A 23,898-nucleotide genomic window follows, 5' to 3' on the forward strand; every position below is an offset into this window, starting at 1 on the left:
CCCCTATCCTTGATGAAGTAGCAGAAGAGTATGACGGTAAGCTGACCATTGCCAAACTGAATATCGATGAGAACCCGGAAACGGCGCCGAAATACGGTATTCGCGGCATCCCGACGCTGCTGCTGTTTAAAAATGGTGAAGTGGCGGCGACGAAAGTCGGCGCGCTGTCCAAAGGCCAGCTCAAAGAGTTCCTGAACGCGAACCTGAGCTGATTTCACTGCCGGCGCTGGCGGTCCGAGTAATTTTTTCCTGACCGCTAGACGCCCGGCATGAAGCATGCTAAGTTAAATCTACTGCATTACGAACTTACCTGTAGTTTGTTTCCCTTGTTGAACGCTGGCGTTTTCTTCACAGTGCATCAACAATCTGACGGTTAGCATCAATTTTCCGGTATCGGTTTCCAACCGTCTCCTCGTTTTCAGATCGGCATTCACGCATAAGATCGTCGAGCAGACACGGAAACGGAGCCATTAACGGGCATGGACCTTCTTTGCCATACCATTCACGACAACCTTTTCGAGATATACCCCGAGTTTAAGAACCCACCATTATGAATCTTACCGAACTAAAAAATACGCCGGTTTCAGAGCTGATTACTCTCGGCGAGAACATGGGGCTGGAAAACCTGGCGCGCATGCGCAAACAGGACATCATTTTCGCTATCCTCAAACAACATGCCAAGAGTGGTGAGGATATCTTCGGTGATGGTGTGCTGGAGATACTGCAGGATGGATTTGGTTTCCTCCGCTCCGCAGACAGCTCCTACCTTGCCGGTCCCGATGACATCTACGTTTCCCCCAGCCAAATTCGCCGCTTCAACCTTCGCACTGGTGACACCATTTCCGGCAAGATCCGTCCGCCGAAAGAAGGTGAGCGTTATTTCGCGCTGCTGAAAGTTAACGAAGTCAACTATGACAAGCCGGAAAACGCGCGCAGTAAGATTCTGTTTGAAAACCTTACGCCGCTGCACGCTAATTCACGTCTGCGCATGGAGCGCGGCAACGGCTCAACGGAAGACCTGACCGCTCGCGTACTGGATTTAGCGTCGCCGATCGGCCGCGGCCAGCGTGGTCTGATCGTGGCGCCGCCGAAAGCGGGTAAAACCATGCTGCTGCAGAACATCGCGCAGAGCATCGCCTACAACCATCCAGACTGCGTGCTGATGGTGCTGCTGATCGACGAACGCCCGGAAGAAGTGACTGAGATGCAGCGTCTGGTCAAAGGCGAAGTGGTTGCTTCTACCTTTGATGAGCCAGCGTCCCGTCACGTCCAGGTTGCCGAAATGGTGATCGAAAAGGCGAAGCGTCTGGTTGAGCATAAAAAAGACGTGATTATTCTGCTCGACTCCATCACCCGTCTGGCGCGCGCCTACAACACCGTGGTGCCGGCGTCCGGTAAAGTCCTGACCGGCGGTGTGGATGCGAACGCCCTGCATCGTCCGAAACGTTTCTTCGGCGCGGCGCGTAACGTGGAAGAGGGCGGCAGCCTGACCATCATCGCTACCGCGCTGGTTGATACCGGTTCGAAGATGGATGAGGTTATCTACGAAGAGTTTAAAGGTACCGGCAACATGGAGCTGCATCTGGCGCGTAAAATCGCTGAAAAACGCGTCTTCCCGGCTATCGATTACAACCGTTCCGGTACACGTAAAGAAGAACTGCTCACTTCCCAGGAAGAGCTGCAGAAAATGTGGATCCTGCGCAAAATCATCCATCCGATGGGTGAAATCGACGCGATGGAATTCCTCATTAATAAGTTGGCGATGACCAAGACCAACGATGAATTTTTCGACATGATGAAACGTTCATAATATTGCTGGCCATAGGGCAGCTGCGCGACAGCTGCCCACGATGGCAGTAAGAAAACTCGGGTAACGCCACGCTCAAACGTGGCGTTTTTCATTTTGGGACTATAGGATAAAGCGACTGTCGGGCGTCGTAAGCCGCAAAGCGTAACAGCAACGGACGCTTTTGCTTAAAGAACAAGCGGTCAAGCGGCGAAAGTGCATTATTCAGACGTCAGTCAGGCTGGCAGGCATAATAATTGCTTATAGTTACCCGGTGTCTTAGCTGAGAGCTGTTAATGTGAATTTACTCACCATGAGTACCGAGCTTGGTCTAATTTTTCTGTTTTCACTGGCATTCCTTTTTTTTGCTCGTAAAGCAGCTAAAAAAGTCGGCCTGGTCGATCGACCTAACTACCGTAAACGTCATCAGGGGCTGATTCCACTGGTCGGCGGCATTTCCGTTTATGCCGGTATCTGCTTCACTTTCTTCATTACCAACTACTATCTCCCGCACGCCATGCTCTATCTGGCCTGTGCAGGCGTGCTGGTTCTGGTGGGAGCGCTGGATGACCGGTTCGATATCAGCGTAAAATTCCGCGCTGTCGTGCAGGCGGCGATCGCTATCGTGATGATGGTGGTCGGCAAGCTCTATCTGCTGAGTCTTGGCTATATTATCGGGCCGATGGAGCTGGTGGTAGGGCCGTTCGGCTATGTACTGACGCTGTTTGCCGTCTGGGCGGCGATCAACGCCTTCAATATGGTCGACGGCATCGACGGCCTGTTGGGCGGCCTTTCCTGCGTCACCTTCGGCGCGATGGGCATCATCCTTTTCTTTGACGGTCAGCACAGCCTGGCGATGTGGTGCTTCGCCATGATTGCCGCCACGCTGCCTTATATCCTGCTGAATCTTGGCGTTTTCGGTAAGCGCTATAAAGTCTTTATGGGCGACGCGGGCAGCACGCTCATCGGCTTCACCATTATCTGGATCCTGCTGGAAACCACGCAGGGCATCACGCATCCCATTACGCCGGTTACTGCGCTATGGTTGATCGCGATTCCGCTGATGGATATGGTGGCGATCATGTATCGCCGGCTGCGCAAAGGCATGAGTCCGTTTTCCGCCGACCGTCAGCACATTCATCATTTGATCATGCGCGCCGGGTTTACTTCCCGGCAGGCGTTTGTACTGATCACGCTTGCCGCTGCGCTGCTGGCGGGCGTCGGCGTGCTGGGCGAATATCTGGCTTTCATCCCGGAGTGGGTGATGCTGCTGCTGTTTTTATTCGCTTTCTTCCTTTATGGCTACTGCATTAAGCGCGCCTGGCGCGTTGCCCGCATGATCAAACGCATCAAGCGCCGCCTGCGTCGCGCCAATAAGAATAAGCTTCCGGGCTAATCTCCCTTTGGACAAGGATACCCTACTTATGACCTCTGATTCCGTGGATAACGAACTGGATATTCGTGGCCTGTTTTGCACGCTGTGGCGCGGTAAACGTTGGATTATTGGGCTGGCGCTGTTGGGCATGCTGCTGGCCTGGATTTATTCACTGCTGGTTAAACAGGAGTGGAGCGCGACGGCGATTACCGATCGTCCGACGGTGAATATGATTGGCAGCTACTACTCGCAGCAGCAGTTTTTACGTAACCTGGATATGCGCAGCAGCGCCGGCGCGCTGACCGTGCCACAAACATCGGTGATGGATGACGCCTACCAGGAATTTATTATGCAGCTCTCTTCCTGGGATACCCGTCGTGAGTTCTGGCTGCAAACCGATTACTACAAGCATCGCAAAAACGGCAATGTGCGCAACGACGCCGCGCTGCTGGATGAGATGATCGGCAATATTCAATTTACGCCGGCCGACAGCGCGAAAAACGTGAGCGATAACGTCAGACTGGTGGCCGAGACTTCCGTGGACGCCAATAACCTGCTGCGTCAGTATATCGCTTTCGCCAGCGAGCGCGCCGCGCGTCACCTGAATCAGGAGCTGTCGGCAGCCTGGGCTGCGCGGACTATTCAACTGAAAGCGCAGGTAAAACGTCAGGAAACGGTTGCCAATGCGGTTTATCAACGTCAGGTGCGCAGCGTTGAACAGGCGTTAAAAATTGCCCAACAGCAGGGCATTGACCAGACCAAAACCAGCACGCCTTCGGAACAGCTGCCCGATTCGGAGCTTTTCCTGCTGGGTCGACCGATGTTGCAGGCGCGACTGGAAAACCTGCAGGCGAACGGGCCGACTTACGATCTGGACTACGATCAAAATCGGGCGATGCTCGATACGTTGAACGTCGGCCCGACGCTGGACAGCAAGTTTCAGACTTACCGCTATCTGCGGACGCCGGAAGAGCCGGTAAAGCGCGACAGTCCGCGTCGGGCGTTCTTAATGATTATGTGGGGCGCAATCGGAGCCATTGCTGGCGCAGGTGTTGCGCTGATTCGCCGTCCTCGTGCCTGAAACGCGCGTTGCAGGTGTCGCTGTGACTGACACGGCTAACGAACGAAGAGAAAAACAGTGAAAGTACTGACCGTTTTTGGCACGAGACCGGAAGCCATTAAGATGGCGCCTCTGGTGCATGCGCTGGCGAATGATGATGCATTCGACGCCCGCCTGTGTGTCACGGCCCAGCATCGTGAAATGCTCGATCAGGTGTTGCGCCTGTTCGCGCTCACGCCTGATTTCGATCTGAATATTATGCGCCCGGAGCAGGGACTGACCGAAATCACCAGTCGTATTCTTGAAGGGCTAAAAGGCGTCTTCGCCACGTTTAAACCTGATGTGGTGTTGGTTCATGGCGACACCACCACCACGCTGGCCGCCAGCCTGGCGGCCTTTTACCACCGCATTCCCGTTGGGCATGTCGAGGCGGGCTTGCGCACCGGCGATCTCTACTCGCCCTGGCCAGAAGAGGCCAACCGTAAGCTCACCGGCCATCTGGCGACCTGGCACTTCACCCCAACTGAGAATTCACGACAAAATCTGCTGCGCGAAAACCTGGCGGACAGCCGGATTTTCGTTACCGGCAACACGGTGATCGACGCGCTGTTCTGGGTGCGTGACCGTATTCTTTCCGATCGCCAGCATTATGAGAGTCTGGCGGCCCGTTACCCTTTCCTTGACCCGGCGAAAAAGCTGATTCTGGTGACGGGACACCGCCGCGAAAGCTTCGGCGACGGCTTTGAGCGTATTTGCAGCGCGCTAGCGACGCTGGCGCGTCAGCATCCCGATATTCAAATCGTCTATCCGGTGCATTTGAACCCGAACGTCAGTGAGCCGGTTAACCGCATTCTGAGCGGTATCGATAACATTATTTTGATCGAACCTCAGGAATATTTGCCCTTTGTCTGGCTGATGCATCGCGCCTGGCTGATTCTGACCGACTCCGGCGGTATTCAGGAAGAAGCGCCGTCGCTGGGCAAACCGGTGCTGGTCATGCGGGAAACCACGGAGCGTCCCGAAGCGATTGAGGCCGGCACGGTAAGGCTGGTAGGTACGGACGAAGAGAAGATCGTGGCGGAAGTTAACCATCTACTGAACAATGAAGAAGCCTGGCAGGCGATGAGCCGCGCGCATAATCCGTATGGCGATGGCCATGCCTGCGCGCGCATTCTGCAGGCGCTAAAAAATAACAGAGTAACGCTATGAGCTTTAATACTATTTCGGTTATTGGCCTGGGTTATATCGGACTCCCTACCGCAGCGGCTTTCGCCTCGCGCGGAAAAAATGTGGTTGGCGTGGATATCAACGCCCAGGCGGTTGAGACCATTAATCGTGGGGAAATTCATATTGTCGAGCCGGACCTGGACGCCGTCGTCAAACAGGCGGTGCAGGCCGGTTGTTTACGCGCCGTCACTCAGCCGGTCGCGGCCGATGCTTTTCTGATTGCCGTGCCGACGCCGTTTAAAGGCGAACATCAGCCCGATATGGCTTATGTACAGGCGGCGGCCCTCTCTCTGGCGCCGGTGCTGAAGAAAGGTGACCTGGTGATCCTGGAGTCGACCTCGCCGGTCGGCGCGACCGAGCAGATGGCGCAGTGGCTGGCGGAGGCGCGTCCCGATCTCGCTTTTCCTCAGCAGCAGGCGGAAAATCCCGAAGTGCATATCGCCTACTGTCCTGAGCGCGTCCTGCCGGGACAGGTCATGGTCGAGCTGATTAAAAACGATCGTGTGATCGGCGGCATGACGCCTGCCTGCTCGGCGCGCGCCAGCGAGCTGTACCGCATCTTCCTGGAAGGGGAGTGCGTCGTGACTAACGCCCGCACGGCTGAAATGTGCAAGCTGACCGAAAACAGCTTCCGCGATGTGAATATCGCCTTCGCCAACGAACTGTCGCTGATTTGCGCGCAGCAGGGCATCAACGTTTGGGAGCTGATCGCGCTGGCGAATCGCCATCCACGCGTTAACATTCTCCAGCCGGGACCGGGCGTCGGCGGCCACTGCATTGCCGTCGATCCCTGGTTTATCGTGGCGCAGAATCCCGATCTGGCGCGCCTGATCCGCACCGCGCGCGAGGTCAACGACGCCAAGCCGCACTGGGTGTTAAACCAGGTAAAAGCCGCCGTCGCCGACTGCCTGACCGAAACCGGCAAGCGCGCCGATGAGCTGACGATCGCCTGTTTCGGCCTGGCTTTTAAGCCCAACATCGATGATTTACGCGAAAGCCCGGCGATGGAAGTGGCGCATCTGATTGCTGACTGGCACAGCGGCGCGACCTGGGTGGTGGAGCCCAACGTGAAACAGATCCCGACGAAGCTGGCCAGCGAGGCGACGCTGGTTTCCAGTGAACAGGCGTTACAGCAGGCGGATGTGCTGGTTATGCTGGTGGACCACCGCGCCTTCAGAGCGGTGCCTGGCGAGCAGGTAGCCCAGCGCTGGGTAGTGGATACCAAAGGAGTATGGCGATGAAGCAGTTTCTGGTCACCGGCGGCGCCGGTTTTATTGGCTCAGCCGTGGTGCGGCATCTGATTCAGCAGACGGAGCATCGCGTGGTGGTGGTCGATAAGCTGACCTACGCCGGCAATCTTTCTTCGCTGGACGAGGTCGCTTCGAGCGAGCGTTTTGCCTTCGAGCAGGTTGATATTTGCGACCGCGCGGCGCTGGATCGCATCATGACGCATTATCAGCCCGACTGCATTATGCATCTGGCGGCGGAAAGCCATGTCGATCGTTCGATCGACAGTTCCTGGCCCTTTATTGAAACCAATATTGTCGGCACCTGGCAAATGCTGGAGGCGGCACGTCACTACTGGCGCAGCCTGCCGTCCGAACGCCAGCAGGGCTTTGTTTTTCATCATATCTCCACCGACGAAGTCTTTGGCGACCTGCACGGCAGCGATAATTTCTTTACTGAAACCACGCCTTACGCGCCGAGCAGCCCTTATTCCGCCAGCAAGGCGAGCAGCGATCACCTGGCGCGCGCCTGGATGCGCACCTACGGGCTGCCGGTCATCGTCACTAACTGTTCTAACAACTACGGCCCGTATCACTTCCCGGAAAAACTTATCCCGCTGATGATCATTAACGCGCTGGCGGGGAAACCGCTGCCGGTATATGGCAAAGGGGATCAGGTGCGCGACTGGCTCTATGTGGAAGATCATGCCCGCGCGCTGGTGACCGTGGTCACCAAAGGAAAGGCGGGAGAGACGTACAATATCGGCGGCCATAACGAACAGCGTAATATCGACGTGGTGGAAACGCTGTGCGATCTGCTGGATGAGCTGGCGCCGACCAAACCGGCTGGCGTAACGCAGTATCGTGAGCTGATTACTTTTGTCGCCGATCGTCCGGGGCACGATCTGCGCTATGCCATCGACGCCGGTAAAATCGAGCGCGAGCTGGGCTGGCGTCCGCAGGAAACTTTCGCCAGCGGCCTGCGTAAAACGGTGCAGTGGTATCTGAATAATGAGCGCTGGTGGCGCAGCATTCTTGACGGCAGTTATCAGGGCGAGCGGCTCGGACTCTCTCACGCCTCTCAGGACGGCGCGTCATCATGAAAGGCATTATTCTGGCTGGCGGGTCTGGTACGCGGCTCCATCCCATTACACGCGGGATATCCAAGCAGCTGTTGCCAATTTATGACAAGCCGATGATCTATTATCCTCTGTCGGTCTTAATGCTGGCGGGCATCCGCGACATTATGATCATTACTACGCCGGATGATATGCCGCATTTTCAACGTCTGTTGGGCAACGGCAGCGAATTCGGCATCACGCTAAGCTACGCCGCGCAGCCCAGCCCGGATGGACTGGCGCAGGCGTTTATTATTGGCGAAACCTTCCTTAACGGTGAACCTTGCTGTCTGGCGCTGGGCGATAACATCTGGTTTGGTCAGGGCTTCAGCCCCAAGCTGCGCAAAGTCGCAGCAAGACCGCAGGGTGCGACGATCTTCGGCTATCAGGTTATGGACCCGGAGCGCTTTGGCGTGGTTGAGTTTGACGATAATTTCCGGGCTATTTCGCTGGAAGAAAAACCGGCCAGTCCGAAATCGAACTGGGCGATTACCGGCCTCTACTTTTATGACAGCCAGGTAGTGGAATTCGCTCGCCAGGTGAAGCCTTCCGCGCGCGGCGAGCTGGAAATCACCTCTGTTAATCAGCGCTATCTGGAGCGCGGCGAGTTAAATGTTGAGCTGTTGGGCCGCGGCTTCGCCTGGCTTGATACCGGTACGCACGACAGCCTGATTGAAGCCAGCACCTTTGTGCAAACGGTGGAAAAGCGGCAGGGATTCAAAATTGCCTGCCTGGAAGAGATCGCCTGGCGCAACGGCTGGCTGGATGACGATGGCCTGCGGCGCGCGGCGCAGGCGCTACAAAAGACCGGCTACGGCCAGTATCTGTTGGATATCCTTCATGCCCGTCCACGCCAGTATTAAATCCCTCGACTGGGAAAATCAGTTTTTCCAACGCAACAGCGCGCAGCTGGTGTGGGATGACGCCGTCGTGCTTGAAGCCGCGCAGCTGGCGGCCTTTGACCTTGTGCAGGCGAAAGTCGACAGCCGGGAAACGGCGCGGCTGGATGCCTTACAGCAGTTGGGCTTCCGCCTGGTGGAAGGCGAAGCGGATCTCCTGCTGGCGGTTACGGCGGCGGAAAGACAGACCCGCATCCGCATTGCGCGCCCGGAACATATTCCCGCGCTGCGCGCCGCAGCAGGCGCGGCGTTCGCGTTGAGCCGATTCCGCGCGCCCTGGTATCAGGCGCATGACAGCGCGCGCTTCTATGCGCAGTGGATTGAAAACGCGGTGCGGGGCACGTTCGATAACCAATGCCTGATCGCTCATGATGAGCAGGGCAAGCTGCAGGGCTTTGTTTCGCTACGCGAAGTCGGCGCTGACGCTGCGCGTATCGGGCTGCTGGCGACGTTACCGACAGCGCAGGGCAAAGGCATCGGAACAAAGTTAATGCTGGCGGCGGTGGACTGGTGCCGGGCGCGACGCCTGACCAGGCTGCATGTCGCCACGCAGCTCAGCAATCTGGCCGCGATGCGGCTCTATACTCGTTGTGGTGCTGCTATCGACAGCACCGCTTACTGGCTATACAGGTAACGTCATGATTCCATTTAACGCGCCACCGGTGGTGGGTACCGAACTTGAATATATGCAGTCCGCCATGCAAAGCGGCAAACTGTGCGGCGACGGCGGATTCACGCGTCGCTGCCAGCAGTGGATGGAGCAAAGTTTCGCCAGTAAAAAGGTGCTGCTGACCCCTTCCTGTACCGCGTCGCTGGAGATGGCCGCACTGCTGATCGATCTGCAGCCCGGCGATGAAGTCATTATGCCGAGCTACACCTTCGTTTCCACCGCTAACGCCTTTGTACTGCGCGGCGCTACCATCGTCTTTGTTGACGTGCGGCCGGATACGATGAATATCGATGAAACGCGCATCGAAGCGGCGATCACCCCGAAAACCCGCGCTATCGTGCCCGTTCATTATGCGGGCGTCGCCTGTGAAATGGATGCGATCATGGCGCTGGCGGAAAAATATCAGCTTTACGTGATTGAAGATGCGGCGCAGGGCGTTATGTCCACCTGGAAGGGCAAAGCGCTGGGCAGCATCGGTCATATCGGCTGCTTCAGTTTTCATGAAACCAAAAACTACACCGCCGGCGGCGAAGGCGGCGCGACGTTGATTAACGATCCGGCGCTGGCGGAGCGCGCGGAAATTATTCGCGAAAAGGGCACCAACCGCAGCCAGTTTTTCCGTGGCCAGGTAGATAAATATACCTGGCGCGATATCGGCTCCAGCTACCTGATGTCCGATCTGCAGGCGGCCTATCTTTGGGCGCAGCTGGAAGCGGCCACGCGTATCAACGAGCGACGCCTGCATCTCTGGCAGCGCTATTATGCTGCACTGCAGTCGGTGGCCGCCAGCGGCCGCATTACGCTGCCCGCTATTCCGCAGCACTGCCAGCACAACGCCCATATGTTCTGGATCAAACTGCGTGACGCCGACGATCGTTCGGCGTTGATAAGCTGGCTTAAAGAGGCGGAAATCCTGGCGGTATTTCATTACATCCCGCTTCACAGCTCGCCTGCCGGAGAGCGCTTTGGCCGTTTTGACGGCGAAGATCGCAATACCACCGTCGAAAGCGAACGCCTGCTGCGTCTGCCGCTGTTCTACAACCTGTCAGAGAACAATCAAAGCACCGTCATCAATTCTCTGCTGAGCTTCTTCGCCTGATATGTCATTAGCAAAGGCCTCAGTGTGGACCGCCGCGTCCACGCTGGTAAAAATTGTCTCCGGTTTACTGGTAGTCAAGCTGCTGGCGGTGAGCTTTGGCCCGGAAGGGGTCGGGCAGGCGGGCAACTTCCGCCAGCTGATTACCGTGCTGGGCGTGCTGGCGGGCGCCGGGATTTTCAACGGCGTCACCAAGTATGTGGCGGAACATCAGCACCAGCCGCTGCGGCTGGCTGCTGTGACCGGCACCGCCTCTGCTATGGTGCTGAGCTTTTCACTGCTGGTAGCGGTGGTTTTTCTGCTGGCCGCCGCGCCGATCAGCCAGGCGCTATTCGGGCACGATCGCTATCAGGATATTATTCGTATCGTGGCGTTTTTACAGATGGGCATCGCCTGGGCGAACCTTGCGCTGGCGATCATGAAGGGCTTCCGCGATGCGCTGGGTAATGCGCTGTCGCTGATGGCGGGCAGCGTTATCGGCGTCATCGGCTATGTGATCTGCTATTGGTTGGGCGGCTATCGCGGCGCGCTGGTCGGCCTGGCGGTGGTGCCGGCGCTGATCGTTATCCCGGCGATGCTGTTGCTGATCAAGCGCGACCATCTGCCGCTTCGGGCGCTGCTGCCGCGCTGGCACGGCGATTTGGCTCGACAGTTGGCGAAGTTTACCCTGATGGCGTTGATTACCTCCGCCACGTTGCCCATCGCCTGGATGATGATGCGTAACCTGCTGGCGGCGCGTTACAGCTGGCAGGAAGTCGGGTTATGGCAGGGCGTTACTACCATTTCTGACGCCTGGCTGCAATTTATCACCGCTACCTTCAGCGTCTGGCTGTTGCCGACGCTCTCGCGTCTGAACGCAAAGCAGGATATCTCCCGCGAGATCTTCCGCACGCTACGCTTTGTACTGCCGCTGGTGGCTGCGGTGGGATTCTGCGTCTGGCTGCTGCGCGACGTGGCGATCTGGCTGTTGTTCTCCAGTCAGTTTCACGGCATGCGCGATCTGTTTGTCTGGCAGCTGATTGGCGATGTATTAAAAGTCGGCGCCTACGTTTTCGGTTATCTGGTGATTGCGAAAGCCTCGCTGCGTTTTTATATTGCCGCCGAGCTAAGCCAGTTTATTTTGCTGACCGCTTTTTCGCGCTGGTTGATCCCGCTTTCCGGCGCAACTGGCGCGGCGCAAGCCTACATGGCCACCTATATTGTCTATTTTGCGCTCTGTTTATGCGCCTTTTTGATCTATCGCCGAAGAGTATGACGACATTGATTCATGTACTGGGTTCGGATATTCCACATCATAACCAGACGGTTCTGCGCTTTTTTAATGATGTGATGAGCGAGGCGCAGCCGTGTCCCGCGCCGCGCCTGTTTATGGTCGTAAGCCAGGATGAAGTGCTGCAAACGGCGTTCCAGGCGTTGCAGGTAGAGATTTACCCCAATAAAAAAGCGTTGGCGCAGGCGGTGTTGCAGCGCGCGCGCGATCGCCAGACGCGCTTTTTCCTGCACGGTCAGTTCAATCCCTGGCTGTGGCTGGCATTGCTGAACGGCGGTCTGCGTCGCAAGCAGGTTTTCTGGCACGTCTGGGGCGCCGATCTTTATGAAGAGTCGCGCAGCCTGAAGTTTCGCCTGTTTTATCTGCTGCGCCGTCTGGCCCAGGGCAGAGTGTCACATCTGTTCGCCACGCGTGGCGATATCAGCCATTATCAGCAGCGTCATCGCCGCGTCCCGGCCTCGCTGCTCTATTTCCCGACGCGCATGCATTCAACGATGCCGGCGCGTCAGCGCCAGGAGAGCGCTCTGACGCTGCTGCTGGGTAACTCCGGCGATCCCAGCAATCGTCATATTCCGGCATTGCAGGCGATACGTCAGCAGTTCGGCGAGCAGGTACGGGTTCTGGTGCCGCTGGGCTATCCGGAAAACAACCTGGACTATATCGGCCAGGTACGCGCGGCAGCGCAAAACCTGTTCCCGGAAGGACAGGTGCGTCTGCTGACGGACAAGCTGGCGTTCGACGACTATCTGCAACTGATCGCTGACTGCGATCTGGGCTATTTTACCTTTGAGCGACAGCAGGGGATCGGCACGCTCTGTCTGCTGATCCAGGCCAATGTGCCGGTGGTGCTGAACCGTAAAAATCCGTTCTGGCAGGATATGGTTGAACAACAGCTGCCGGTACTGTTTGATAACGATGCGCTGAGCGAAAATATCGTTGCGCAGGCGCGTCGACAGCTTGCCGGTATCGATAAGCGCCATATCGCCTTTTTCGATCCCGCTTTTGTTGTCGGTTGGCAACGGGCGCTGGCCCTTGCAGAAGGAGAGTCGCAATGAGCCTTGCAGAGTTCGGCGGCCTGCTGCTGGTTTGGCTGGTTTCCCTGACCTTTATTCTGACCCTGACGTGGCGTGAGTTTCGACGAGTGCGGTTTAACTTCAACGTCTTTTTCTCGCTGCTGTTTTTGCTGACCTTCTATTTCGGTTTTCCGCTCACCAGCCTGCTGGTGTTTCGCTTTGATGTGGCGGTCGTGCCGCCGACATTCCTGCTACAGGCGCTGCTCGCGGCCGGCAGCTTTTACGCCATTTATTACGTCAGCTATAAAACGCGCCTGCGTGCGCGGAAGGAAAGGCGCGAGCGCAGTTTATTCACCGTTAACCGGGTGGAGGCGCACCTGATCTGGGGCATTCTTGCGCTGCTGGCGCTGGTTACGGTGGCGATATTCTTTATGCGCAACGGCTTTCTGCTGTTTCGTCTGCATGCTTACAGCGAAATATTTTCCAGCGAAGTCTCCGGCGTGGCGCTAAAGCGTTTCTTCTACTTCTTTATTCCGGCGATGCTGGTGGTTTACTTCTTACAGCCGGGGCGTAAGGCGTGGCTCTTTTTCCTCGCCAGCACCGTCGCCTTTGGCCTGCTGACCTATGCGATCGTCGGCGGCACGCGTGCTAATATCATCATCGCGTTTTCCCTGTTTCTGTTTATCGGCATTATTCGCGGTTGGATCACGCTTTGGATGCTGGCGGCGGCGGGGGCGTTCGGTATTGTCGGCATGTTCTGGCTGGCGCTGCGCCGCTATAACCTGGACGTCAGCGGCGCAGAGGCGCTCTATACCTTCCTTTATCTGACGCGCGATACCTTCTCGCCCTGGGAAAACCTGGCGCTATTGTTGCAAAACTACGACAACATCCATTTTCAGGGCCTGGCGCCGATAGTGCGTGATTTCTACGTCTATATTCCCGGCTGGCTCTGGCCGGGGCGGCCTTCTTTGGTATTGAACAGCGCCAACTACTTTACCTGGGAAGTGCTGAATAACCATTCCGGGCTGGCGATTTCGCCGACCCTGCTCGGCTCGCTGGTCGTGATGGGCGGCGCGGCTTTTATTCCGTTGGGCGCGGTGGCGGTAGGGCTGATTATCAAATGGTTCGACTGGCTCTATGAGCGCGGCAAGCAGCATCCCAACCGCTATAAGTCGGCCATTTTGCAAAGCTTCTGCTTTGGCGCGGTGTTCAATATTATTGTGCTGGCGCGAGAAGGTCTGGACGCTTTCGTCAGCCGCGTAGTGTTTTTCTGTTTAATTTTCGCCGCCTGCGTGGTGGTGGCTAAGTTACTTTTCTGGCTGTTCGACAGCGCTGGTTTGATTCGCCCGCGCCGATGCGGCGCACAGCCGACCGGGACGCTGTCGGCGTCGCCGGAATGATGTGAGGATGTTTGAAATGGACGTTGCGCCAAACGCGCCCCAGTACCCGATCCGTGGCATCAGTCTGCACGGCTTTGCCGACATGACAGCATGTCTGGATTACCTGTGCCCTAAGGGTGCGGTGCGTAGCGGTACGCTGGTCGCCATCAATGCGGAAAAGGTGCTGACCTATGAGAACGACTCGGCACTGCGTCAGTTGATTGATGAGGCGGAGATCAAATATCCCGACGGCATTAGCATTGTACGCGCCATTCGCAAAAAGTATCCACAGGCGCAGGTGACGCGCATTCCCGGCGCCGATTTATGGGAAGCGCTGATGGCGCGTGCGGGCGCGCAGGGGATTCCGGTTTTCCTGATCGGCGGCAAGCCGCAGGTGATGGAGGAGACAGTCGCGAAGCTGCAACGTCAGTGGAACGTCAATATCGTCGGCACGCAGCACGGCTACTTTAAAGAAGATGAGCGTGAAGCGCTGTTCAGTCGCGTGGCGGCGAGCGGGGCGCAGATCGTTACGGTGGCGATGGGCTCGCCGAAACAGGAATTGCTGATGCAGGCATGTAAGGCCGTCTGGCCGCAGGCGCTCTATATGGGCGTGGGCGGCACCTATGATGTGTTTACCGGCCATGTAAAGCGCGCGCCGCTTATCTGGCAGCGGATGGGGCTGGAGTGGCTTTACCGCCTGTTAAGCCAGCCGAGCCGTCTGCGCCGCCAGCTGCGGTTAATAAAATTCCTGCGCTATTACTATGGCGGCCAGCTGTAAGAGAGCAGAATCTCAGGCGGCAAAACGCTAAACGGCGGCTTTTTAGCCGCTTAGCGATTCAGAGTGACGTTTGTTTAGACGGAATGCACAAAGCGTAATCAAACGCGTTTTTTTCTTAAAAAAGCACTGGACAGCTTCGGTGCAAATCCGTAGTATCCCCATCCGCAACGGCGCTACGCGCCCGTAGCTCAGCTGGATAGAGCGCTGCCCTCCGGAGGCAGAGGTCTCAGGTTCGAATCCTGTCGGGCGCGCCATTAGACAGGCGCAAGAGCTGCGGTGGTAACATTTACCGCGTTAGTAGAAGTAAGAAGTAATGGTGGCTATAGCTCAGTTGGTAGAGCCCTGGATTGTGATTCCAGTTGTCGTGGGTTCGAGTCCCATTAGCCACCCCAACTTTTGCTGGAACATGCGAAGGTGGCGGAATTGGTAGACGCGCTAGCTTCAGGTGTTAGTGTCTTAACGGACGTGAGGGTTCAAGTCCCTCTCTTCGCACCAGGCAAAAGAAAGTAGTACGAATAAGAGCATTACGTCGGCGAGTAGCGCAGCTTGGTAGCGCAACTGGTTTGGGACCAGTGGGTCGGAGGTTCGAATCCTCTCTCGCCGACCATCTTATTAACCTGCATTGGCAGGTTTTTTTGTTTTTGTCGTTCCATATCTGCTTCATTACTTCCTTATCCTTATCCTTATCCTTAGTTCAGCTTCTTGCGCTGAGCCTGCGTTGTTTTACCATCCTTTTCTTCCCGCACAGGTACTCGTTTTGCCGCTGTACTTTCTCTCCCTCCTTTTGCAAAGGCGGCCACCAGGCGAATATTCCAGATACTTGATGCGCATAATTAGCTGGCTGACTTATTTGATGGTGTTCGATGCCATTTTTGCCGTTAATTTCTTCGTCCGATGTTAATCAGACGCGAAGAGGCGAGCATGCTTAATTTCCGATTTTGTCTCAAACCAGAGACATATAAGTTACTGTTTTATAGAATTTTTCGGCTACGCGTTATCTGTTGTCTCTGGTTGACGACAACACCTGCTAAGATTGTTGTTAGCTAACGACAGACATCAAGCAAACAATTCCAGCCGTTTGAAATAATTAATTAATCAATTCAATCATATATAAAAATCATTGGTGCGATAAATCCCACTTTGGCACAACCTGTGCAATAATATAGGCGTAGATGCTCATTCCATCTCTTATGCTCGCTTCGGCTTCATAAACTCAGGAATGATGCAGAGCCAATTAGGGTACCTGTTGTCCAGCCAGCCAATATCGTTCGCTTTATTGGAGTTAAGGGCACTACGTTGAGTCGGGTACCAATTCGGTTGTCTTACCGACCTGATTTTTACACCTGCCTTTTTAGGCAGGTTTTTTTTTGCCATAAACCGCCAGCTGCTTCCTGTTGCTCAAATTGCAGATACAAAAAAGCCGGGATGCCCCGGCTTCTTTAGCGCTTCTGACGTTAACGATTATTTTTTAGCGTCAGCAGCAGACCTTCACGACGCATCTGTGCCGCTTCTTCCGGGCGATGCTGGCGATCCAGCGTATCCGCGAGCCAGGCGTAATCGAAACCGTCAGGACGCTGCTTTAATGCTTCCCTGAACGCATCGCCTGCCTGCTGCCATTCACCGTGCTTCATCAACAGCTGGCCTAACGTGCTGTGCAACAGCGGCGTCGCGCCATGCTGCTTAATCTGCTGGCGCAGCGCTTTTTCCAGCTGTTCGGGATTACCGGTTTTAAGACGCGGCATCAGCAGGATCAGACGTTCATCATAGTTGCGCTTCAGGCCGTCCAGCACGATCTGCTGAGCCGTTTCATGATCGTCGCAGGCGATAAGATGATCCGCCATAGCAACCTGCAACGCCGTTTCATGACGCGTTTTACGGCTCAGGCTCTGCCACCAGCGCTTCAGGCCTTCGCTGCCCTGATCCGCCATCGCCTGGTTCATCAGGCCGAGCCAGCACTGCTGACGCAGCGCTTTAATGTGCTCGTCATCCGCCACCTGCGCTTTTTCCATCGCGGGCAGGATATCGAGCAGCGCGCTCCAGGCCCCGGTACGCACATAAGCCTGCTCCGCCAGACGCAGCACTTCTGGATGGCGCGGCGCGACGTCCAGCAATCGGTCGATACCGTGACGAGCGGCGTGATCTTCATTACGCGCCAGCTGAAGACGTACACGGGTAATCTCAACAGGAATCGGATCGTTGTGCGCCAGCTCAGACGCTCGCTCCAGATGCTGATTAGCGCGTGTTTCGTCGCCGCGCTGCTGTGCGGCTTCGGCAGCCAGCAGATAATTCACCACCGGCTGCTCGGCATGATCGGCGTTGCGCGACAGCAGTTTTTCCACCTGGCGATAGTCGCCTTCCGCCAGCTTCACCAGCGCCTCATGCGTCTGACGACGCGCGCGATTGCGCTTGCGGCCTAAAAACCAGCCGCGCGTTCTGGCGCCGGTGCGAAAGAGACGACGCAGCAGCCACTCAACGGCAAGGATAACCAGCAGCGCGACAATCAGGATAATCGCCAGGCCGGTAACGCTGGTTTCAATATTCCAGTTGTCGGTCTGAATAAGCACATAGCCCTGATGACCGGCGATCATCGGACCCAGCACGATGCCCGCGATCAGTAGCAGGAACAGTATAAAGACTTTTAACATCGTTACTCTCCCTGCTGCGGTTGCGCCGGCTCAGCGGGCTGCGCCAGCAGGTTGCGCACCCGCGTCTGCATCAGCTTATCCAGCAACGGCTGGCTTTCCAGCGCCTCCGGGATATCCATCGATACGCTCTGCTGGCTTAAGTCATCAAGCTGCGCCAGAAACGATTTAGTGCTGGCGTCGCTGGTGTCAAACCAGGCGCGCACCCAGGTAGAGACAGTATCTACCGACTGACGATAGATCTCATCCTGATGCCGCGGCACCGCCTGTGCGGCGATCAGCAGACGCGAACGAATATTTTCGCGCAGATAGACATCCTGATTCGGCGCCAGCAGCGGTTCGGCAGTGTTATCGCGGCGACGGATGGTAATAAAATCATCCATAAAATTGTGCCAGCTTTTTACCAGATTCTGTCGCCATTCACGCAGCGACGAAGTTAGCTCGTTGCTGTCGGCGTCCATCGGCGCGCTATCGCTGTCGTTATCCGCCAGACGCAGATTATCAACGCCGTTAGAGAGTTGGTTCAGCTTCAGGATAATGCCGTCGTAGTCCACCTGGCTGATAGCGGAAAGATTGCTGATATCCTGCGTCAGTGCGCGGCGTACCGGCACCAGGCTGGGATCGTTCATATCCGCCAGGCTGGCGTCCGCGCTTTTCAGCAGCGCCGCCACGGTAGTAACATCCTGATCGCTCCACAATTTGCGTCCCGCCAGCTTCACCAGATAGTCAGCCTGCGCCAGCAGCCAGGTGCGCGCATCGTTGCCTGAAATGGCGGCCACTTTCTCTTTTAGCTCATCCAGCTGACGGCTCAGCGCCGCCTGCTGTTCGCGCGCGGTTTGCAGGTCGGCGGTTTGCGTGGCGAGCTGCTGCGTTAACTGCGCTTTTTCACGCTCGCTTTGCTGCTGTAGCGCCATCAACTGCTCACTGAGCGTCTGACTGACCTGCGCTTGCTGCTGCGCCTGATGATGCGCATTCATCCATAATCCAGCGCCAATCGCCAGCGCAATAACAATCGCCAGCGCACCCAGAGCAGTGCCGGCCTGGCCTGATTTACGCGGCGGCTTCTTTACAGGCGGGGTGCGGGTTTCTACCGCAGGAGTGGTCTCTTCAACCATAGCGGAGGAATCTTTTTGTTCCGTCATTGTGGCACATCCCATTTTCAAGTTTATTGTAACGCGCGCATCAGCGCGTCGTTATCAGCACCATCGGCTACCGTGATATGGTTCCAGCCAAGTTCCCTGGCCAGGGTAGCCAAACGATCGCTGACGACTATCAGCCGACAGCGTAGCAGCCATTCCTCACGGTCGATCATGGGAAACAGCTGATAAAGTTGTTGCAGCATCTCGCCGCTGGTGACCACCAGCGTATCAATGCCGCGATCGCGCCAGCGGCGTCCTTCGCTGGGACCGTGATAATGTTTTTCACAGCGCTGGTAACACTCAAGGAAACGTACCTCCGCCCCACGCTTCGCCAGCGTCTCGCCGAGCAGCTCCCGGCCGCCATTGCCGCGCAGGATCAGCGCGCTTTTACCTTTCAGTCGACGCAGCGTCGGCAGCTGCAGCAGCATTTCGCTGGTTTCCCGGTCGTGCGGCCAGCTCACCTCGCGCCCGCTGACGCTGTGTAGCGCCAGCGCAGTGCTGCGCCCTATAGCATAATAGCCCAGCGCAGCGGGCCATGTTAAACCGGCCTGCCGCAGGCAAGGGTGCGCATACTCAACGGCATGTTGCGAAAGTGCGAAAACCAGATCGCCCGGCGCCAGCGCGGCAAGCTGCTGCGGCAGCAGCGGCAGCTCGCGGCCGGGCGTGAATTCAATAAGTGGAAAGCTCCAGGCGGCACGACCCAAAGCGCACAGGCGCGTCACCAGCTCAACGCCTGCGGGAGAAGGGCGGGTGACGAGAATGCTCATTTCGGCGGATTTCCCTGGTAGACTTCCTGCAGGATTTCACGCGCGCCGTTGCTGAGCAGCTCATCAGCCAGCGAGATCCCCAGCTGCTCCGCCTGAGCACGCGGACCGCGACGTTCGCCGCGTATCATTGATGAGCCGTCCGGCGAACCGACAAGGCCGCGCAGCCAGATATCATCGCCATCCAGCACCGCGTAGCTGCCTATTGGCACCTGACAGCCGCCTTCGAGGCGGGTATTCATTGCGCGCTCAGCTTTAACACGCGTTGCGGTGTCGTCGTCGTTTAACGCCGCCAGCAGCATAATGGTCTGTTCATCGTCCAGACGACATTCAATCCCGACCGCGCCCTGACCGACGGCGGGCAAAGAAACCTCAGCCGGAATCGCATAACGGATGCGGTCGTGCAGGCCGAGACGCTTGAGTCCGGCTGCCGCCAGGATAATGGCGTCATACTCGCCGGCGTCGAGCTTCGACAGACGGGTGCCGACGTTGCCGCGCAGCGATCGAATCTGTAAATCCGGACGCAGCGCGGCCAGCTGACACTGACGGCGCAGGCTGGACGTGCCGACGACCGCGCCCTGCGGCAGCGCATCGAGCGTGGCGTAATGATTTGAGACGAAGGCGTCCAACGGATCGTCGCGTTCACAAATGGTGACTAATCCAAGGCCTTGCGGAAATTCGACCGGCACATCCTTCATAGAATGCACCGCAATATCGGCGCGGTTTTCCAGCATTGCCAGTTCCAGCTCTTTAACGAACAGCCCTTTGCCGCCGACTTTCGCCAGCGGCGTATCAAGGATGATGTCGCCGCGCGTCACCATCGGCACCAGCTCTACGCGCAGGCCCGGATGACAGGCCATCAGACGCTGCTGAACATATTGTGCCTGCCATAAAGCGAGTGGACTTTGCCTGGTGGCAATTCTTAAAATTTTGTCTAACATGCTTGGTACCGTTTTGATCGTTCACTGATTATCCTATCATTGATACAGGAAGGCTGTCAGTTTTCGCGATTTTGAAACGGTAAGGAAAAGCGTAGAAGGGAAAGGCCAGGACGATCGGTGGATAAAGCGTGCTAAACTGTTAAGTAGCGCAACTTTCTTTACGGTCAATCTGCCAGGTGTTAGATTGATCACGTTTCCAGCAGTAATCTGCCCGAAAATTTTTAAATGAAGCGGCAGATCCCGGAAACAGGGTTATTTATAAGCACTGGGATAATCAGGCGAGACGTCTTGTACCTCTACATTGAGACACTGAAACAGAGACTGGATGCCATTAACCAGCTGCGTGTCGACCGCGCGCTGGCCGCAATGGGCCCTGCTTTCCAGCAGGTATACGGTCTGCTGCCAACCTTATTACATCATCATCATCCGCAGATGCCGGGCTACCTTGAAGGTAACGTTCCATACGGTATCAGCTTTTACACGTCTGATGAAAACCAACGGCGCTACCTGCAGGACATGGAGCAGAAATCTGGTCTTCAGGTCGCCACACCGCCTAAAGGGGAGATGCCGATCACCGGCGTCTACTCTATGGGCAGTACCTCCTCCGTTGGGCAAAACAGCACTTCCGATCTGGATATCTGGGTCTGCCATCAATCCTGGCTGGACGGCGAAGAGCGTCTGGCGCTGCAGAAAAAATGCCAGCTGCTGGAAAAATGGTGCGCGTCGATGGGTGTGGAAGTCAGTTTCTTCCTAATCGACGAAAACCGCTTCCGGCACAATGAAAGCGGCAGTCTCGGTGGCGAAGATTGTGGTTCCACTCAACATATCCTGCTGCTCGACGAATTCTACCGCACCGCGGTGCGGATGGCGGGCAAGCGCATCCTGTGGAATATGGTGCCTGGCGAAGAAGAGGAACATTACGACGACTACGTGATGTCCCTTTACGCGCAGGGCGTGCTGACGCCGAATGAGTGGCTTGATTTAGGCGGATTGAGCACGCTCTCCGCCGAAGAGTATTTTGGCGCCAGCCTGTGGCAGCTCTATAAAAGCATCGATTCGCCTTATAAAGCGGTGCTGAAAACCCTGCTGCTGGAAGCCTATTCCTGGGAGTATCCCCGTACCCGCCTGCTGGCCATGGACATCAAGCAGCGACTGCACGACGGCGAAATTGTCTCGTTTGGTCTTGACTCCTACTGCATGATGCTGGAGCGCGTTACACAATATCTCATCAGCATCGACGATCACGCCCGGCTCGATCTGGTGCGCCGCTGTTTTTACCTGAAAGTATGCGAAAAGCTGTCGCAGGATGAAAATCCGCAGCGTTCCGGCTGGCGTCGGGAGATTCTGGCGCAGCTGGTCAGCGAATGGGGCTGGGACGAGACGCGTCTCGCGGTTCTCGACAGCCGCGCCGACTGGAAAATCGAACGCGTGCGCGAAGCGCATAATGAACTGCTGGATGCGATGATGCAGAGCTATCGCAACCTGATTCGCTTTGCGCGCCGCAATAATTTAAGCGTCAGCGCCAGTCCGCAGGATATCGGCGTGCTGACGCGCAAGCTGTACGCCGCGTTTGAAGCGTTGCCGGGCAAGGTGACGCTGGTCAACCCGCAAATTTCACCCGACCTTTCCGAGCCGCACCTGACCTTTATTCATGTGCCGGCGGGGCGCGCCAACCGGTCGGGCTGGTACCTGTATAACCAGGCGCCGGATATGAACTCCATCATCAGCCATCAGCCGCTGGAATATAACCGCTATCTGAATAAGCTGGTGGCGTGGGCCTGGTTTAACGGGCTGCTGACGGAAAAAACCCGGCTCCATATTAAAGGCAATGAGGTGTGTGACCTGGCGCGGCTTCAGGAGCTGGTGGCGGATGTCTCGCACCATTTCCCGCTGCGTCTGCCGGCGCCGACGGCGAAAGCGCTCTACAGCCCGTGCGAAATCCGCCATCTGGCGCTGATCGTCAATCTGGAATATGACCCGACCGCCGCCTTCCGCAATCAGGTGGTGCATTTCGATTTCCGCAAGCTGGATGTCTTTAGCTTCGGCCAGCAGCAGCAGTGTCTGATCGGCAGTGTCGATCTGCTCTATCGCAACTCCTGGAATGAAGTGCGCACGCTGCATTTCAACGGCGAGCAGGCGATGCTTGAGGCGTTGAAAACCATCCTCGGCAAAATGCATCAGGACGCCGCGCCGCCCGATGCGGTGGAAGTGTTCTGCTACAGTCAGCATCTGCGCGGCCTGATCCGCACGCGCGTACAACAGCTGGTCTCCGAATGCATCGAGCTGCGCCTTTCCAGCACGCGTCAGGACCCAGGCCGCTTTAAAGCGCTGCGCGTCGCCGGACAAACGTGGGGGCTGTTCTTCGAGCGTCTCGGCGTGTCGGTGCAGAAGCTGGAAAACGCGGTGGACTTCTACGGCGCCATCTCGAATAACAAGCTGCACGGCCTTTCTATTAAGGTGGAGACAGAGCAGGTGCCGCTGCCGCCGGTGGTCAACGGTTACGCCAGCGAAGGGATTATCCAGTTCTTCTTCGAGGACACCAACACCGATAGCGGCTTTAACATCTATATCCTGGATGAAGCAAACCGCATTGAGGTTTATCACCATTGCGAAGGCAGCAAAGAGGAGCTGGTGCGAGACGTCAGCCGTTTCTACTCCTCATCGCACGACCGCTTCACCTACGGTTCCAGCTTCGTTAACTTCAATCTGCCGCAGTTCTATCAGATTGTGAAAGCGGACGACCGCACGCAGGTGATCCCGTTCCGCAGCCAGGCGCTGACCCAGCTCTGCGCGAACCTGCCTGACGGCAACAGCAACGACTACCCGCAGCGCTTCCAGATGCACTAAGCCTGCGGGCTCTGCTTTTACCTGTCTTTTCCACGAATCCGCTTCGGCGTCGGTTTTTTAACCGGCCCGGCTGGATTTCCTTTGCCTTTCGAGACAGGTCTTACGTGCGCTGACGCGCGCCTGCTTTATTTTGCCTGAGGCGGCGGACGCTTTTCCGCTTTAGCAATGAGCAGGGACGGCAATGAGCAAACGGGAAGAGATTATTGATCCCTGGACATCCGGGAAAAAAGACCGCGGACTGATTTATTCAGAGGTGTTGGGCTGGATAGATTTAGGGCATGCGCGTGGGGATGATATAAAAAATTGTCTTGAACAAATGCAAAGAGGCGAGGCCAGCGGACAGCCTTACTATCTGATTGAGTATCAACAGAAGATGACATTACAGCCATTTAGCACTGGCCGCTGTTCACGCTGGAATATCAAACGAGGGCGTTCATTATCGGAAAGACACAGCATTACGCTGGCGCTGATGATGGAAACGGCGATTGCGTTTGAGAACTGGCAGTCGATGCCCTTTTTTAGCTGGTATACCGACAGCGGCTTTAGCGCTGAGGATCTGGTTTCCGATCTGCTGGGTTTTTACAAGGTGGTAAGGCCGCAAAATTACTGGCCATGGCTGAAAATAGTCAGCAAAGAGGCGGCGCTCAGGCGCTGGGATTACTATGGCG

General features: G+C 56.5%; 20 protein-coding genes and 4 tRNA genes. 20 read left to right on the forward strand and 4 right to left on the reverse strand.

Annotation, left to right across the window (positions count from 1 at the left end):
- The 18 genes from MYY08_RS13865 to MYY08_RS13950 form a co-directional block, all read left to right on the forward strand.
- The coding region (locus tag MYY08_RS13865; RefSeq protein ID WP_288014603.1) for a thioredoxin domain-containing protein at nt 1–212 on the forward strand (212 nt) is incomplete at its 5' end.
- Between the two features lie 338 nt (nt 213–550).
- Complete coding sequence (gene rho, locus MYY08_RS13870; protein WP_038628983.1) at nt 551–1,810, forward strand: transcription termination factor Rho; 1,260 nt, start codon at nt 551–553, stop codon at nt 1,808–1,810.
- 274 nt (nt 1,811–2,084) lie between these two features.
- Nucleotides 2,085–3,182, forward strand: coding sequence for a UDP-N-acetylglucosamine--undecaprenyl-phosphate N-acetylglucosaminephosphotransferase (wecA, locus tag MYY08_RS13875; RefSeq protein ID WP_425325813.1), 1,098 nt, complete (start codon nt 2,085–2,087; stop codon nt 3,180–3,182).
- A gap of 28 nt (nt 3,183–3,210) precedes the next feature.
- The gene (wzzE, locus tag MYY08_RS13880) at nt 3,211–4,242 is read left to right on the forward strand and encodes an ECA polysaccharide chain length modulation protein (RefSeq protein ID WP_288014605.1); all 1,032 of its coding nucleotides are present in this window, start codon (nt 3,211–3,213) and stop codon (nt 4,240–4,242) included.
- Between the two features lie 57 nt (nt 4,243–4,299).
- On the forward strand, nt 4,300–5,430 hold the full coding sequence (wecB, locus tag MYY08_RS13885) for a non-hydrolyzing UDP-N-acetylglucosamine 2-epimerase (protein ID WP_038628975.1): 1,131 nt from the start codon (nt 4,300–4,302) through the stop codon (nt 5,428–5,430).
- Nucleotides 5,427–6,689: a UDP-N-acetyl-D-mannosamine dehydrogenase gene (wecC, locus tag MYY08_RS13890; protein ID WP_038628973.1), complete on the forward strand. Its 1,263-nt coding sequence runs from the start codon at nt 5,427–5,429 to the stop codon at nt 6,687–6,689. Before wecB ends, wecC begins: the two co-directional genes overlap by 4 nt.
- Complete coding sequence (gene rfbB, locus MYY08_RS13895; protein WP_084970227.1) at nt 6,686–7,777, forward strand: dTDP-glucose 4,6-dehydratase; 1,092 nt, start codon at nt 6,686–6,688, stop codon at nt 7,775–7,777. The genes wecC and rfbB overlap by 4 nt, the downstream gene beginning before the upstream one ends.
- The gene (gene rfbA / locus MYY08_RS13900) at nt 7,774–8,655 is read left to right on the forward strand and encodes a glucose-1-phosphate thymidylyltransferase RfbA (RefSeq protein WP_038628969.1); all 882 of its coding nucleotides are present in this window, start codon (nt 7,774–7,776) and stop codon (nt 8,653–8,655) included. Before rfbB ends, rfbA begins: the two co-directional genes overlap by 4 nt.
- A complete protein-coding gene (rffC, locus tag MYY08_RS13905) occupies nt 8,633–9,325 on the forward strand; it encodes a dTDP-4-amino-4,6-dideoxy-D-galactose acyltransferase (protein ID WP_038628967.1) in 693 nt (230 codons plus the stop codon). The genes rfbA and rffC overlap by 23 nt, the downstream gene beginning before the upstream one ends.
- 4 nt (nt 9,326–9,329) lie before the next feature.
- The gene (gene rffA, locus MYY08_RS13910; RefSeq protein ID WP_084970228.1) at nt 9,330–10,460 is read left to right on the forward strand and encodes a dTDP-4-amino-4,6-dideoxygalactose transaminase; all 1,131 of its coding nucleotides are present in this window, start codon (nt 9,330–9,332) and stop codon (nt 10,458–10,460) included.
- A gap of 1 nt (nt 10,461) precedes the next feature.
- On the forward strand, nt 10,462–11,712 hold the full coding sequence (gene wzxE, locus MYY08_RS13915; RefSeq protein ID WP_104951611.1) for a lipid III flippase WzxE: 1,251 nt from the start codon (nt 10,462–10,464) through the stop codon (nt 11,710–11,712).
- Nucleotides 11,709–12,782: a TDP-N-acetylfucosamine:lipid II N-acetylfucosaminyltransferase gene (wecF, locus tag MYY08_RS13920; RefSeq protein ID WP_038628963.1), complete on the forward strand. Its 1,074-nt coding sequence runs from the start codon at nt 11,709–11,711 to the stop codon at nt 12,780–12,782. Before wzxE ends, wecF begins: the two co-directional genes overlap by 4 nt.
- The gene (gene wzyE, locus MYY08_RS13925; RefSeq protein ID WP_038628962.1) at nt 12,779–14,140 is read left to right on the forward strand and encodes an ECA oligosaccharide polymerase; all 1,362 of its coding nucleotides are present in this window, start codon (nt 12,779–12,781) and stop codon (nt 14,138–14,140) included. Before wecF ends, wzyE begins: the two co-directional genes overlap by 4 nt.
- A 16-nt stretch (nt 14,141–14,156) precedes the next feature.
- Complete coding sequence (gene wecG / locus MYY08_RS13930) at nt 14,157–14,897, forward strand: lipopolysaccharide N-acetylmannosaminouronosyltransferase (RefSeq protein WP_038630175.1); 741 nt, start codon at nt 14,157–14,159, stop codon at nt 14,895–14,897.
- Between the two features lie 177 nt (nt 14,898–15,074).
- Nucleotides 15,075–15,151, forward strand: a tRNA-Arg gene (locus MYY08_RS13935).
- 62 nt (nt 15,152–15,213) lie between these two features.
- Nucleotides 15,214–15,289 (forward strand) — tRNA-His (locus MYY08_RS13940).
- A gap of 16 nt (nt 15,290–15,305) precedes the next feature.
- Nucleotides 15,306–15,392: transfer RNA gene (locus MYY08_RS13945), tRNA-Leu, on the forward strand.
- Between the two features lie 35 nt (nt 15,393–15,427).
- Nucleotides 15,428–15,504 (forward strand) — tRNA-Pro (locus MYY08_RS13950).
- Between the two features lie 847 nt (nt 15,505–16,351).
- On the opposite strand, the gene hemY is transcribed toward MYY08_RS13950, so the two are convergent.
- Genes hemY through hemC form a run of 4 tightly spaced genes read right to left on the reverse strand, consistent with a single transcriptional unit; the run spans nt 16,352 to nt 20,383 of the window.
- Entirely contained in the window at nt 16,352–17,542 is a 1,191-nt protein-coding gene (gene hemY / locus MYY08_RS13955) for a protoheme IX biogenesis protein HemY (protein ID WP_038628959.1), read from the reverse strand.
- A gap of 2 nt (nt 17,543–17,544) precedes the next feature.
- Entirely contained in the window at nt 17,545–18,681 is a 1,137-nt protein-coding gene (gene hemX, locus MYY08_RS13960) for a uroporphyrinogen-III C-methyltransferase (RefSeq protein WP_288014610.1), read from the reverse strand.
- Nucleotides 18,682–18,704: 23 nt separating this feature from the next.
- On the reverse strand, nt 18,705–19,445 hold the full coding sequence (gene hemD, locus MYY08_RS13965; RefSeq protein ID WP_038628955.1) for a uroporphyrinogen-III synthase: 741 nt from the start codon (nt 19,443–19,445) through the stop codon (nt 18,705–18,707).
- Nucleotides 19,442–20,383, reverse strand: a complete 942-nt coding sequence (gene hemC, locus MYY08_RS13970) for a hydroxymethylbilane synthase (protein ID WP_038628954.1) — start codon at nt 20,381–20,383, stop codon at nt 19,442–19,444. Before hemC ends, hemD begins: the two co-directional genes overlap by 4 nt.
- A gap of 288 nt (nt 20,384–20,671) precedes the next feature.
- Here hemC and MYY08_RS13975 point away from each other — a divergent pair, with 288 nt between their 5' ends.
- Together MYY08_RS13975 and MYY08_RS13980 are read left to right on the forward strand one after the other, a co-directional pair.
- Complete coding sequence (locus MYY08_RS13975) at nt 20,672–23,230, forward strand: class I adenylate cyclase (RefSeq protein WP_084970229.1); 2,559 nt, start codon at nt 20,672–20,674, stop codon at nt 23,228–23,230.
- A 181-nt stretch (nt 23,231–23,411) separates the two neighbouring features.
- On the forward strand, nt 23,412–23,898 hold a 487-nt coding region (locus tag MYY08_RS13980; protein WP_353738473.1), incomplete at its 3' end, for a hypothetical protein.

It is taken from the genome of Mixta sp. (genome assembly GCF_024610815.1).
In the GTDB taxonomy this organism is placed as follows: domain Bacteria; phylum Pseudomonadota; class Gammaproteobacteria; order Enterobacterales; family Enterobacteriaceae; genus Mixta; species Mixta calida.

Bases quoted from the DNA above. Each gene is read 5' to 3' on its own strand.
- rho (WP_038628983.1), top strand. From the start codon at position 551: ATGAATCTTACCGAACTAAAAAATACGCCGGTTTCAGAGCTGATTACT.
- wzzE (WP_288014605.1), top strand. From the start codon at position 3,211: ATGACCTCTGATTCCGTGGATAACGAACTGGATATTCGTGGCCTGTTT.
- wecC (WP_038628973.1), top strand. From the start codon at position 5,427: ATGAGCTTTAATACTATTTCGGTTATTGGCCTGGGTTATATCGGACTC.
- rfbB (WP_084970227.1), top strand. From the start codon at position 6,686: ATGAAGCAGTTTCTGGTCACCGGCGGCGCCGGTTTTATTGGCTCAGCC.
- rfbA (WP_038628969.1), top strand. From the start codon at position 7,774: ATGAAAGGCATTATTCTGGCTGGCGGGTCTGGTACGCGGCTCCATCCC.
- rffC (WP_038628967.1), top strand. From the start codon at position 8,633: ATGCCCGTCCACGCCAGTATTAAATCCCTCGACTGGGAAAATCAGTTT.
- rffA (WP_084970228.1), top strand. From the start codon at position 9,330: ATGATTCCATTTAACGCGCCACCGGTGGTGGGTACCGAACTTGAATAT.
- wzxE (WP_104951611.1), top strand. From the start codon at position 10,462: ATGTCATTAGCAAAGGCCTCAGTGTGGACCGCCGCGTCCACGCTGGTA.
- wecF (WP_038628963.1), top strand. From the start codon at position 11,709: ATGACGACATTGATTCATGTACTGGGTTCGGATATTCCACATCATAAC.
- wzyE (WP_038628962.1), top strand. From the start codon at position 12,779: ATGAGCCTTGCAGAGTTCGGCGGCCTGCTGCTGGTTTGGCTGGTTTCC.
- wecG (WP_038630175.1), top strand. From the start codon at position 14,157: ATGGACGTTGCGCCAAACGCGCCCCAGTACCCGATCCGTGGCATCAGT.
- hemY (WP_038628959.1), bottom strand. From the start codon at position 17,542: ATGTTAAAAGTCTTTATACTGTTCCTGCTACTGATCGCGGGCATCGTG.
- hemX (WP_288014610.1), bottom strand. From the start codon at position 18,681: ATGACGGAACAAAAAGATTCCTCCGCTATGGTTGAAGAGACCACTCCT.
- hemD (WP_038628955.1), bottom strand. From the start codon at position 19,445: ATGAGCATTCTCGTCACCCGCCCTTCTCCCGCAGGCGTTGAGCTGGTG.
- hemC (WP_038628954.1), bottom strand. From the start codon at position 20,383: ATGTTAGACAAAATTTTAAGAATTGCCACCAGGCAAAGTCCACTCGCT.